Origin of the sequence: Actinomadura luteofluorescens, from assembly GCF_013409365.1 — a bacterium.
In the GTDB taxonomy this organism is placed as follows: Bacteria; Actinomycetota; Actinomycetes; order Streptosporangiales; family Streptosporangiaceae; genus Spirillospora; species Spirillospora luteofluorescens.
The window spans coordinates 7,263,437-7,275,740 of the sequence record NZ_JACCBA010000001.1; the positions used below are offsets into that span (position 1 = coordinate 7,263,437).

The 12,304-nt window shown below is 73.5% G+C and carries 11 protein-coding genes; 6 read left to right on the forward strand and 5 right to left on the reverse strand.

Going from position 1 to position 12,304, the window contains the following annotated elements; genetic code table 11:
• Positions 1–79 precede the first annotated feature (79 nt).
• Both BJY14_RS33705 and BJY14_RS33710 read right to left on the reverse strand, forming a co-directional pair.
• Positions 80–889: an ABC transporter permease gene (locus tag BJY14_RS33705; RefSeq protein WP_179847302.1), complete on the reverse strand. Its 810-nt coding sequence runs from the start codon at positions 887–889 to the stop codon at positions 80–82.
• The gene (locus BJY14_RS33710) at positions 886–1,878 is read right to left on the reverse strand and encodes an efflux ABC transporter ATPase subunit, DrrA-related (RefSeq protein ID WP_179847303.1); all 993 of its coding nucleotides are present in this window, start codon (positions 1,876–1,878) and stop codon (positions 886–888) included. Before BJY14_RS33710 ends, BJY14_RS33705 begins: the two co-directional genes overlap by 4 nt.
• Positions 1,879–2,163: 285 nt before the next feature.
• On the opposite strand from BJY14_RS33710, the gene BJY14_RS33715 reads away from it, so the two are divergent.
• Together BJY14_RS33715 and BJY14_RS33720 are read left to right on the forward strand one after the other, a co-directional pair.
• A complete protein-coding gene (locus BJY14_RS33715) occupies positions 2,164–2,724 on the forward strand; it encodes a PH domain-containing protein (protein WP_312879514.1) in 561 nt (186 codons plus the stop codon).
• Positions 2,721–4,163, forward strand: coding sequence for a PH domain-containing protein (locus tag BJY14_RS33720; protein ID WP_179847304.1), 1,443 nt, complete (start codon positions 2,721–2,723; stop codon positions 4,161–4,163). The genes BJY14_RS33715 and BJY14_RS33720 overlap by 4 nt, the downstream gene beginning before the upstream one ends.
• Here the strand turns inward: BJY14_RS33720 and sepH are convergent.
• Entirely contained in the window at positions 4,135–5,886 is a 1,752-nt protein-coding gene (gene sepH, locus BJY14_RS46845) for a septation protein SepH (protein WP_179847305.1), read from the reverse strand. The genes BJY14_RS33720 and sepH overlap by 29 nt on opposite strands.
• A gap of 411 nt (positions 5,887–6,297) precedes the next feature.
• On the opposite strand from sepH, the gene BJY14_RS33730 reads away from it, so the two are divergent.
• On the forward strand, positions 6,298–7,251 hold the full coding sequence (locus BJY14_RS33730) for a hypothetical protein (RefSeq protein WP_218905706.1): 954 nt from the start codon (positions 6,298–6,300) through the stop codon (positions 7,249–7,251).
• A gap of 198 nt (positions 7,252–7,449) precedes the next feature.
• On the opposite strand, the gene BJY14_RS33735 is transcribed toward BJY14_RS33730, so the two are convergent.
• A complete protein-coding gene (locus BJY14_RS33735) occupies positions 7,450–8,760 on the reverse strand; it encodes a D-arabinono-1,4-lactone oxidase (RefSeq protein ID WP_179847307.1) in 1,311 nt (436 codons plus the stop codon).
• Positions 8,761–8,902: 142 nt separating this feature from the next.
• Between BJY14_RS33735 and BJY14_RS47460 the strand changes: the two genes are divergently transcribed.
• The 3 genes from BJY14_RS47460 to BJY14_RS33750 are packed head-to-tail and all read left to right on the forward strand — an operon-like array spanning position 8,903 to position 11,910.
• Positions 8,903–10,150, forward strand: a complete 1,248-nt coding sequence (locus BJY14_RS47460) for a lytic transglycosylase domain-containing protein (RefSeq protein WP_312879515.1) — start codon at positions 8,903–8,905, stop codon at positions 10,148–10,150.
• A 45-nt stretch (positions 10,151–10,195) separates the two neighbouring features.
• On the forward strand, positions 10,196–11,104 hold the full coding sequence (locus tag BJY14_RS33745) for a ferrochelatase (protein WP_179847308.1): 909 nt from the start codon (positions 10,196–10,198) through the stop codon (positions 11,102–11,104).
• Positions 11,101–11,910, forward strand: a complete 810-nt coding sequence (locus BJY14_RS33750) for an inositol monophosphatase family protein (RefSeq protein ID WP_179847309.1) — start codon at positions 11,101–11,103, stop codon at positions 11,908–11,910. Before BJY14_RS33745 ends, BJY14_RS33750 begins: the two co-directional genes overlap by 4 nt.
• Before the next feature lie 83 nt (positions 11,911–11,993).
• On the opposite strand, the gene BJY14_RS33755 is transcribed toward BJY14_RS33750, so the two are convergent.
• On the reverse strand, positions 11,994–12,170 hold the full coding sequence (locus tag BJY14_RS33755; protein ID WP_179836393.1) for a hypothetical protein: 177 nt from the start codon (positions 12,168–12,170) through the stop codon (positions 11,994–11,996).
• Between the last annotated feature and the right edge of the window lie 134 nt (positions 12,171–12,304).

Below are 12,304 nucleotides of genomic sequence, written 5' to 3' on the forward strand. Positions count from 1 at the left end.
CCGTTACGCACGACGCCCCGGCGGTCATCCGACCGCCGGGGCGTTTCCCGTTCTCGGGGCCTCTCTCGGGCGCCGCTTCTCAGGCGCGCTGCTTGAAGGCGCGGAGCGACAGGGGCGCGAAGACCAGCGAGATGCCGGCCCCCCACGCGAGCGCGATCCAGGCGTGCTCCAGGACGGGGCCGCCGACGAGCAGGCCGCGCATCGCCTCGACCAGCTGTGTGACCGGGCTGTTGTCCATGATGTAGGCCAGCCAGCCGGGGATGCCCTTCGTGGACGGGATGAACGCGGTGCTGAGGAAGCTCAGCGGGAAGATCACCACGAAGCCGAAGATCTGCACCTTCTCCGGCTCGTTGACCTTCATCGCGATGAAGACCGACGTCCAGGAGAACAGGACCGCGAAGGCCAGCAGCAGCAGGAAGGCGCCGACCACCGCCAGCACGTTCGTCTCCACCCGGAAGCCGATGGCGAACCCGACCAGCAGCAGGATCGTCATCGACCACGCCTGCTTGACGGTGTCGGCGATGATCCGCCCGGCGAGCGGGGCGCTGCGCGCGATCGGCAGGCTCCGGAACCGGTCGAACACGCCCTTGGTGATGTCGGTGTTCAGCCCGAACCCGGTGCTCATCCCGGCGAACAGGGCGTTCTGGGCGATGATGCCGGGGATCACGATCGGCAGGTACGCCTCGACGCTGCCCTTCATCGGCGGGCCGAACACGTAGGCGAACAGCAGCACGAACATGATGGGCTGGATCGACAGGTCGAGCAGTTCCATCGGGTTGTGCTTGATCTGGACGAGGTTGCGCCAGGCCAGCGTGACCGTGTTGCGCACGGCCGTGCCCGGCGCGACCCGCTTGGACAGGTCCTGCGGCGCGAGCGTCGCGGTGGTCATGCTGAGGCACCTTCCTTGTCGGCCTGCTTCTGCAGTTCGCCGGCCTCGGCGTCGATGTCGTCGGTGTGGTGGCCGGTGAGGGCGAAGAACACCTCGTCCAGGCTGGACTTGCGCAGCGACAGCTCGCCGACGGCGACGCCCGCCTCGTCGAGGCGGCGGACCACGGCCGGCATCAGCTGCGGGTCGGTGATCGGGGCGCTGACCAGGTCGTCGCGGACCTCCGGGACGGCCTCGGCCAGCTCGCCGACGATGCGCTCCACCGTCGCCACGTCGGCCGCGTCGACCGGCCTGACCTCCAGCACCTGCCCGCCGACCTGGGCCTTCAGCATGTCGGACGTGCCGTGCGCGATGGCCTGGCCGCGGTCGATGACGATGATGTCGTCGGCCAGCTGGTCGGCCTCCTCCAGGTACTGCGTGGTGAGCAGCACGGTGACGCCGTCGTCGGTCAGGCCGCGGACGATGTCCCAGAGGCCGTTGCGGCTGCGCGGGTCGAGGCCCGTGGTCGGCTCGTCCAGGAACAGGATCTGCGGGCGCCCGACGAGGCTCGCCGCCAGGTCGAGGCGGCGGCGCATCCCGCCCGAGTACGTCTTGGCGGCGCGCTCGGCGGCGTCGGTCAGCTGGAAGCGCTCCAGCAGCTCGGCGGCGCGCGCCCTGGAGTCGCGGCGCGGGATCCCGAGCAGCCGCCCGATCAGGACGAGGTTCTCGGTGCCGGTCAGCATCTCGTCGACCCCGGCGTACTGGCCGGTGAGCCCGATCAGCTGCCGCACCTTGTGCGCGTCCTTCACCACGTCGAACCCGCCGACCCGCGCGGTGCCGCCGGTCGGCTCGATCAGCGTGGCGAGGATCCGGGTCATGGTCGTCTTGCCGGCGCCGTTCGGCCCCAGCACGCCGAGCACCGTTCCGGCCTCGGCGGTGAGGGAGACGCCGTCCAGCGCCCGGGTCTCACCGAACCGCTTCTCCAGGCCGTCCGCCTGGATCGCGTAGGTCATGGGATCTCCTAGGACTCGGTTGCCGGACGCCGGGGGTCCCCGGCCAGGGGGACCAGCCAAAATAGGCGGAGTCCGGTTCGACATGCATCCAATTTTTCTGCCGCCGCCCCAGGCAGAGCGCCGCCGGCGGCGTGAACCACGCCACAAGCTCGCATGCGCCACCGACAATCTCGCACGCGCCACTGACAGAAACGACGCCGCGCCCTGGATCGTGCCGCCGGTTCCCCGGAGGTTCCCGCCGCGCGGGGCGGCGGGAGGGGGCCCACGGCGCTCTAGACTCGCGGTGTGACGTCGGTGCGGCGCGGTCGCCGGAGGGACGGCGGGGGGCCGCACCCGCCGCGTCTGCGGCCGCCCGAACACCGTGTCTCGCCCCGCGCGATCGCGCACTGGGCCATCGAGTACCTGCTGCTGTGGGGCCTGGCGTTCGGCCTCGCCCTCGGCGTCGCCGCCTGGGCCGGCGACACCGGCTGGGACGCGCCGCCCGCCTGGCTGACCGGCCGGATCGGCTGGCTCCCCTACATCGTCGGCGCCGCGGGGCTGCTCATGGTCGCGGTCGCGCCCGTGTGGCGGTACCGAGTCCACCGCTGGGAGGTCAGCTCCGACGTCGTCTACACGCGGACGGGCTGGTTCAGCCGCGAATGGCTGCTGGTGCCCGTCGGGCGCATCCAGACCGTCGACAGCAAGCAGGGCCTGATCGAACGGTTGCTCGGCCTCGCCACCATCGAGGTGAACACCGCCTCCCACACCGGTTCCTCGGAGGTCTCCGGCCTGCCCGTGGCGGTGGCGACGCGCCTCGCCGAAGACCTCGCGCACCGCGCGCACGATCTCCGCGACGACGCCACGTGACCGCACGCCTGCATCCGCTCACCTTCGTGGTCGGCGCCGTCCGCGAGCTCCTCGCCCTCCTCGCCGCCGGCGCGACGGGCCTGCTCGTGGGCGGGCTGTCCACCGCGTTCTACTTCACCCTCGTGGGGCTGGCCTTCGGGCTGATCTTCCACGCCGCGAACTGGGTGACGTTCACCTACGTCCTGCACGAGGACCGCATCGAGTTCCGGCGCGCGCTCGTCGGGCGGTCGGTCAAGAGCATCCCGCGCGACCGGATCCGGGGCGTGGACATCACCGCGTCCCTCCCGCACCGGCTGCTCCGGCTGGCGGTCGTGCACATCGACGCCGGGGCGGACGGCGGCGAGGGGGAGCTGAACGCGGTCTCCCGCACCGAGGCCGAACGGCTGCGCGGCGTCCTGCTCGCCCGGGGGGCCCCGGTCCCGCCCCGGCGCGTCCTCGGCCGGATGCGGCGGCGCTGGTACCTGTACGCCCCGCTGAGCGGCGCCTACCTGCTGACGCCGTTCGCGCTGGCGGGCAGCCTCCTCGGCACCGTCTACAACCTCGGCGACGATCTCGGCCTGATCACGCGGGAGCGCGTGGAGAGCCTCGGCCACGACGTGGTGGGGCTGCCCACCCTCGTGGTCCTGGTGCTCGCCATCCTGACGCTGATCGCCATGCCCGTCATGTCGGTGATCGCCTTCACGCTCTTCAACTGGGACTTCACCGTCCACGAGCGGGACGGGTCCGTCGTCGCCGAGCGCGGGCTCCTCACCCGCCGCAGCGTCTCCCTCGAACGCCGCCGGCTGCGGGGCGTCGAGCTCGCCGACAACCCGTTCGAGCGCGCGGCGGGAGTCACCCGCCTCGGCGCCCTCATCACCGGCCTGGGGGACGCCGCCCAGCGGGGGCGGCTCCTGCCCGCCGCGCCCCGGGCGGCCGCCGAGGCCCTCGCCGCGCGCGTCGTCGGGAACGTCCCCGGTCCCCTGGCCGCGCACCCTCGGGCCGCGCGGGGCCGCCGCGTCGTCCGCGCGGTGGCGCCCCCGGCCGGCGTCGGCGTCCTGGCCGTCCTCGCGGGGCAGCCCTGGGTCGCGGGCGCGTGCGCGGTGGTCGCCGTCCTCGCGGTGCCGCTGGGGCTGGACCGCTACCGCCAGCTGGGCCACGCCACCGACGGGGACCGGCTCACCGTCCGGTCGGGCTCCCTGCGGCGCCGCCAGGTCGTCGTCGAGCACTCGGCCGTGATCGGCTGGCGGGTCCGCCAGACGCTCTTCCAGCGCAGGCTGGGCCTCGCCACCCTCTTCGCGGCGGTGGGCGCGGGCGACGGGGGCTGCGCGGCGACGGACATGTCCGAAAAGGACGCCGTGGCCCTCGCCGCCGCCATCACCCCCGCGTGGCTGGCCCCGTTCCTGGACGGGCCGCCCGGTGCGGGCGCCGAGCCTATTCGGGCCGGCGGGCACCGAACATGATCTCGTCCCAGGAGGGGACGGAGGCGCGCTTGCCCTTGGCCTTGCGGCGCCGGGCCGGACGCGGCGAGCCCGCGGGCTCCCCGGCCGCCGCGGCGGCCGCGGGCGATCCGGTGGCCGGCTTGTCCTGAGCGGCGGCGGGCATGGTGGGGCGCGTCGCCGGCTTCTTCTTGGCGGGCGGCCGCGAGGGCTGCCGCGCCGGGGCGGCGGGCGTGCTCTCCACGGCGGGCTCGCGCGGCGGAGCGGGCGTGCGGACGGGCGCGGTCTCCCGCTCGTCCTCGGGGACGCGCGGCGCGGAGGCGGCGGGCACCTGCGGCGTCTCGGCGGGCTCGGCCGGTTCCTCCGGCTCCGGCGAGGGGGCGGCCTGGACCGGTTCGGGAGCCTCCACGGCCTCCGGTGCCTCGCCGGCCTTGTGCGCTTCCGCTGCCTCGTGGTCGTCGCCCGCCTGCTCCGGGGAAGCCGTCTCGGCCGGTTCGGCCGGTTCGGCGGCGGACGCGTGCTCCGCTTCCCGGACCTCTTCGGCGCCGTCCCCGTCGAGCGCTTCGATCTCCTCGGGAACCGAGGCCCCGTCTTCCGGCTCCTCGGCGGCCTCGGCGGCCTCGGCGGGTCGCGCCTTCTCCGCGGCGGCGGCCTCGTCGGCGTTCTCCTCGACGGGCTCGGCGGTCTCGCCTGCCAGGTCGCCGGCGTCCTCGTCGGCCATGCCGGGGGACCCGGGGGGCTCGGCCGTCCCGGACCCGGCGGCGACGCCGTGCGGCTCCTCGCTCTGGACGGGCTTGGCGGCCTCGTCGGCGAGCGCCTCGGCGGAGGGCGCCTCTGGGGCCGCCTCCTCGGCCGGCGGGGCGGGACGGGACGGCTCAGGGGCGCGCACGGCCGGTCGCGGCGGCGCGGCCGCCTCGCGCAGGGAGGGCGGCTCGGCCGCCTCACGGAAGGCGGGCCTCGGGTCGACCATGCGGCCGCGCTCGACGATGTACGCGCGGGGCTCCGCGGCGCGCAGCGGCTCGGGGGCGCTCTGCTCGGGCTCGGCGGGCAGGCCGCGCGAGGGCAGCCCGCGGCCGCCGGTAGCGGCGTCGCGGTCGCTGGAGACGACCTTCATCGCGGGCCGGCGCGGGACGAGCGGCGTGACGGTGTCGGAGAGCGCGTCATCGTCGTCCCACTCGACGGAGGTGAGCCGGGCGGCGACCTCGTCCAGCGGGGAGACGTGCCGGCGGCGCGGGTCGAACGTCCACTCGGCGGCGTGCGGGCGGCCGCCCTCGAAGAAGGACAGCCGGACGCGCCAGGTGCTGTCCTCGCACTTCCAGGAGTCCCACTCGACCTCTTCCAGGTCGACGCCGCCGCGGCCGAGGCGCTCCTCGACGGTCTCGCCGAGCGGCGGGCCCGGCGTGGACTCGCCGGGGCGGCGGACGGTGACGCGCTGCGCCTGCTGGGCCATGTATTCGCGTTCCTGCAGGACCGGACCCTCGAACCAGCGGACGCGTTCGACCGGGATGCCCGCCGACTCGGCGATCTCCTCCGCGGTCTCCCCGGACCGGATGCGGGCCTGGATCTCCTTGGGGCGCAAGGGACTCTCCACTTCGATCTCGAACTGGCCGAGGCGGGAGAAGTGCCCACGGACCGCGGCGCGGAGCCGGTCGTCGACGGGCAGGGTGAACCGGGTGCCTCGGCCCGCGGTGGCCAGGACGAGGTACGTACCGTCCTCGCTGACCGCGACGAGGCGCAGCTCCTGCATGCGTGTCCTTCCTGCCCTGTCCAGATGGCACGGAGGACGCCGGACCGCGCGACCGTGCTCTGACCGGTCGGCCGTCCGATGCCCACCGAGGGCGCATGCGTGCCCTTCCCCCGGGTTCCCGAGTCTCTCTTTCGGACACACCTGCTGCCAGCACCGTACCCGGCATGTCCGAACATCGCCGCTCTCGAAGCCCTCTTCACGAGGTCGAAGAGGGCACCTGACCAAGCTTGCCGGTGCCGCGACCGGCGGGGGGCCGCTCTGCTCGATTCTTGTCCATCCTTTTCCACACCGTTCCTGACGGGCCCGCGAACCTTCCGCCGCCTCGACGTTGCGAGCGTCACGTCGTGGGCAGGAACACCCGCGTCCTCCCGATCAGTTCACTTTCGGGGGTGTCCGTGGCGAGAGACAGGGGTGAGCAGGGCGATGCCGCGCAAGCTGCCGGACGTGAGCACGACGCAGCTGATCGCGAGTGCGGTGGCGACGGCGGTCGCCGCCCTGGGCGCGTCCTACCTGGGCGTGTACGGGACGATCATCGGCGCGGCGCTGATGAGCGTGATCTCGACGGCGGGGTCGGCGGTCGGCAAGCACTACCTCGACCAGGGCCGCGAGCAGATCAGGGAGATGACGCACCTGCAGTCGGCGGTCCGGCGGCGGGACATGGCCGAGGGGGCGGCGGAGGAGGCGAGGAGCGCCGATCCCACCCGGACCGTGGTGTGGTCCGGCGATCCCGGCGCGACCCGGCTCGACCCCGTGTTCGGCGGGGGCGACCCGAACGCCACGCGCGTCGACCCCGGCGGTGACCCCAACGCCACCCGCCTGGACCCGGCGCAGACGGTGGCCGCCGCGTTCGCCGAGGAGGCGGGCGAGGACGCGGTGCGCCAGGTCGTCCGCCGCTCGGCGTGGCAGGGCACGGTGGAGTGGGCCAGGGCGCACTGGGTGAAGCTGGTGGTCTCCTCGGCGGCGGTGTTCGCGGTCGTCATCGGCGGGATCACGCTCTACGAGGCGAGCACCGGCCAGCCGGTCGGCGGCGGGGGCGGCAAGGGCCTGACCGTCACCAAGGTCCTCGACGGCGGGGGCGGCGGACGGCCGGCCGACACGCCTTCGCAGGGCCCCTCCGAAGGCACCACCGAGCAGCCCGGCTCCTCGCCGAGCGGCACGCCGACGGGCGGGTCGCCCACCGGAGGACCGGGCTCGACGGCGCCGCAGCCGTCGTCGGAGCCGACCGAGCGCCCGACACAGGACCCCACGACCGCGCCGCCGACGACGGCCCCGACGACCCCGGAGGCCCCGGCGACCACCGGAGGCCCGCAGGACGGCGGCCAGGGCGTCCCCACCCCGCAGAGCGGCACCACCCCCGGCGACTGACCCCCGGCCGGCCGGGCACGGCTGGCTGGGGTCGGTTCGAAGTGGCCTCGGTCACGCGCGAACGCGTTTCCTGGCCGGTGGAGCGAGGCCGGAGGCGAGTGGAACCGGGCAGATCGCGAAGCGATGCCGCGTTCGCCCAGGGTCGGTCACGTAGGGAGCCGCCAGGCGAGCGAAGTGGGCCGGGACTGTGAGATACGGCTACTCGCCGAAGATCTGCCTGGTGTAGGGGTTGGCGAAGCGGCGGTCCGGGTCCAGTTCGTCGCGCAGGGCGCGGAAGTCGTCGAACCGGGGATACACCTTCTGCAGGTAGGCGGCGTCGCGGGTGTGGAGCTTGCCCCAGTGCGGGCGGCCGTCGAGCCCGGTCAGGAGGTCTTCGACGCCGCGGAAGTAGTCCTCGTGCGGGTCGCGGTGGTAGACGTGCACGGCGATGAACGCGCTCGGCCGTCCGTGCGCCATGGACAGCCAGGCGTCCTCGGACGGAAGCAGCCGGACCTCGATGGGGAAGCTGATCTGCCAGTCGCCCTTGGTGAACAGTGAGCGGAGTTCGCGCAGGGCGGGGACGAGCGCCTCGCGCGGGATCCCGTACTCCTGCTCCTTGAAGCGGACCGTGCGAGGGCTGGTGAAGACCTTGTACGAGGTGTCGCTGTAGGTGCGGGCCCCGAGCGCCTTGGCGGAGATGCCGTTCACGAAGGGGGCCGAAGCGGGTGCCCTGTGGGTGACTCTGTTGACCGCCCCGAAGACGGTGTTGGACAGGAACTGGTCGTCCAGCCAGTGCTTGAACTTCGACAGAGGTTCCGCGGGGCCCTCGACACGGTTGTTGCGTTTGGTCAGGCAGCCCTCGGTGTGCGGGAACCAGTAGAACTCGAAGTGCTCGTTGGCGGCGTCGAACTCGTCCACGCGCGCGAGCACCTCGTCCCATTTCATCGGGGCCTCCTGCGCGCGCAGGAGGAACGCCGGGACGGTCCGCCAGGTGATGGCGGTGACGACGCCGAGCGCGCCGAGCCCGGCGAGGGCCGCGGCGAACAGGTCGGGACGTTCCTCGCGCGAGCAATTCGTCATGGTGCCGTCGGCGAGGACGAGTTCCAGGGCGGCGACCTGGGAGGCGAGCCCGGCCGCGTCGCGCCCGGTTCCGTGCGTGGCGGTCTGCAAGGCGCCCGCGACGGTCTGCTCCTGGATGTCGCCCATGTTGGCGAGGGCGAGGCCGTGCTCGTCCAGAACGCGGTTGAACGTGTGCAGCGGCAGGCCCGCCTCGACGGTGACGAGCCCCGTCGCGGTGTCGACGGAGCGGACCGCGGTGAGCGCGGTGGGACGGAGCAGGACGCCCTCGGCGACGGCGGCCCCGGTGAAGGAGTGCCCGGTGCCGGTCATGCGGATCGTGAGGCCGTCGCCGGCGGCCGACCGGACCTCGGCGGCCACCTCGGCGGCACTGCGCGGCGTGGCGACGCGATGCGGCGTGGCCTGCTGGTTTCCCGCCCAGTTCTGCCACGTCTGGTTGGTCACTGGGGACATGCGGTGACTCTACTCAGGAATCGATCGTGAGGAAAGTTCACATTTTTGGACGGCCCGAGCGGGGGCACAGAGTCGGCGATACCGTACGATCCGGTAACCACGGCAGGCTAACCGTCCGTAGCGAGACTCGTGGGGAAATGTTGTGGCTCCTCCTTCAGCTCCGCGCGCCGGCGCGATCGCCGGCGGTGAGGCGCCCGCCGCCCGTCCGCAGCGGCCGCGGCCCGAGAAGAAGAAGCGGGCTCCGCGAGGAGGGGGCGCACGGGGCGGCCGGGCCCTGCCGTTCCTCATCGGCGGGATCGCCGTGCTGGCCGTCGCCAGCACCTCCGGCGGCGTCTACGCGGCGCTGACCACGGAGAAGGCGGATCCGGCGGGGGCCGGCTCGCCGCAGGAGGCGGCGCCGCCGAACGTCCGGCCGGGTGACCCCGTCAACGTGGCCACCGGCGGCCAGGTCGCGCCGCTGCGCCGCGTCGTGCCGCCCGACGTGCTCGCCGTCGGCACCGGCTCGATCCCCGCCGCCAAGATCAACCGGATCGCGAGGCTCGGCAGGGTCGGGGACGTGGCGGCCGTCGCGGGCGGCGCCGTCCAGCTCCAGGGCCGCCAGGTGAACGCGCTCGCCGTCGACCCGTCGTCGTTCCGCTCCTGGACGCCGCCCGCGACGGCGAAGAAGACCGACCTGTGGGCCGCCCTGGCCGGGAACCAGTTCGTGGTCTCGCCCGCGGCCGCGCAGCAGCTCCAGCTCAACCGCGGCTACCAGTACCCCGTGGTGGCGCGGACGATGCCGAAGCTGACCATGGGCGGCTCCGGCCCGCTCGGCCTGCCCGGCATCGACATGCTCGTCAGCAGGAAGTCCGGGGAGGACATGGGGCTCGTCCCCAACGTGGCGGTCCTCGTCAACGCGCCCGGGGTGGACCCCGCCAAGGTCGTCAAGGCCGTCGGCAGGGTCCTCGGCCCCGGCACGAGCGTGCTGAACCTGCACGAGCGCAAGTACCAGACGCCCGCGGACGGCGGCCGCCCAGGCAGCTACCTGGACCTCTACAAGCAGGCGGCCGGGAGTTGCCGCGGCCTGTCCTGGACGGTCCTCGCCGCGATCGGCCAGGTAGAGAGCGACCACGGGCGCAACGCCGGCCGCTCCAGCGCGGGCGCGCTCGGCCCGATGCAGTTCCTGCCCTCGACGTGGAAGGCGTACGGGGTGGACGGCGACCGCGACGGCAAGGCCGACATCATGAACCCCTACGACGCCATCCCGGGGGCCGCCAAGTACCTGTGCGCGAACGGCGCCGGCAGGGGCGGGCAGCAGCTCTACCGGGCGGTCTGGCAGTACAACCACGCGGACTGGTACGTCCAGAAGGTGCTCAACCTGGCGAGGGCCTACTCGGCGCGCTACGAGTGAGCACCCCTGGCGGGGGATCGGGTCCGGGGCTGATTGGATGGACGCATGACGTCGTATGACGCGTTGCTTCTGCTGTCCTTCGGAGGGCCTGAAGGGCCCGAAGAGGTGATCCCGTTCCTGGAGAACGTCACCAGGGGACGCAACATCCCCAAGGAGCGCCTGGAGGAGGTGGGAGAGCACTACTTCCTGTTCGGAGGGGTCAGTCCGATCAACCAGCAGTGCCGGGACCTCAAGGCCGCGATCGAGGCCGACTTCGCCGCCAACGGCGTGGACCTGCCCGTGTACTGGGGCAACCGGAACTGGACCCCCTATCTCGCCGACACCGTCCGGCAGATGAAGGAGGACGGGATCCGGCGCGCCGCCGCGTTCGCCACGTCCGCCTACAGCGGCTACTCGACGAACGACCAGTACCTCGAGGACATCGCCCGCGCCCGCGACGAGGTGCCCGGTGCCCCCGAGATCGACAAGCTTCCCGTCTACGCGGACCGGCCCGGCTTCATCGAGCCGTTCGCGGACGCGGCGAAGGACGCGCTGAGCCGCCTGCCCGAGGGCGCACGGCTGGTCTTCACGGCCCACAGCGTGCCGCTGTCCCAGCCGGGCCGGGAGCTGTACACCGCGGAGCTTCACGCCGCCGCGCAGGCGGTCGCGCAGCGGGCGGCGCCCGGGGCGCCGTGGGACCTGGTGTACCAGAGCCGGAGCGGGCCGCCGAGCCAGCCGTGGCTGGAGCCGCAGATCACCGACCACCTGGAGGAGCTGCACGGCCGGGGCGTGCGCGCCGTGGCGGTCGTGCCGATCGGGTTCGTCTCCGACCACATGGAGGTCAAGTACGACCTCGACGTCGAGGCCGCGGACCTGGCCGCCGAGCTCGGGCTCGCGTACGAGCGCGCCGGCACGCCCGGAAGCGACCCGCGCTTCGCCGCCCTGCCCCGCCACCTCCTGGAAGGGGCCTCATGAGCCTGGCCGAGGAGCTGCTGGAGCTGGCCGTGGCGACCGCCCGCGAGGCGGGCCGGATGCTGGTCGACAAGCGGCCCGCGGACGGCCCGGACGTCGTCCAGACCAAGTCGTCGCCGACCGACGTCGTCACCCAGATGGACCGCGCCGCCGAACGCCTCGTCATCGAGCGGATCAGGGCGGTGCGCCCCGGCGACGGCTTCCTCGGCGAGGAGGGCGGCACCCAGGCCGGCGGGAGCGGCGTGCGGTGGGTGGTCGACCCGATCGACGGCACCGTCAACTACCTCTACGACCTGCCCGACTGGGCGGTCAGCATCGCCGCCGAGGTCGACGGCGAGGCCGTCGCCGGCGTGGTGGAGATCCCGCGCCGGGAGGAGACCTACACGGCGGTGCTCGGCGGCGGCGCCCTCCAGCACACGGCGTCCGGCACGCGCGAGCTCCGCGTGAACGCGCACGTCCCGCTCGGCCGGGCGCTTGTGTCCACCGGGTTCGGCTACGAGGCGGGACGGCGGGCGCGGCAGGCGGAGGTGCTCACCGGGGTGCTGCCGAACATCCGCGACATCCGCCGGGGCGGGTCGTGCTGCGTGGACCTGTGCTCCCTCGCGGCCGGGCGGGCGGACGCCTACTACGAGCGCGGCGTGCAGGCGTGGGACATCGCCGCCGGCGGGCTGATCGTCCGGGAGGCGGGCGGGCGCGTCGAGGGGCTGCACGGAGCGGCCCCCGGCCCGGAGCTGACGATCGCCGCCGGCCCCGGCACCTTCGAGGCCCTGCACGACCTGCTGGCCCCGCTGGACCCGGCCAGGGACTGACGCGGGAGGGCGGAGACCGCGACGGGGAGCCCGGGACCGGGTCCCGGGCTCCCCGTCACGGACAGCGCCTTGCGACGGCGGGGTCAGTCGCAGCGGGGCGGTTCGACGCCGATGTCATTGTTCGCTGCGATCCGGCGCAGGTCGTCGATCTCCTCCTGGCGGATGTCCGCCAGGTAGGTGTCCCCATCCTGGTGGGCGCTCCGCAGCGACGCGTACGCGTCGTCGAGCCGCTGCTGGATCATGCGTGTCAACTCGCCCATGGGCCTCCTCCCGGATCGTGCCCATGCCTACCCAGGCCTAGGCTGAAGGTAAACCTGACTTGCGATGCAATTTTCGCGGATCCTTGCGTCCGCGAGATCACGATCTGCCGTACCGGGAGAGGAACAGCTGCTTA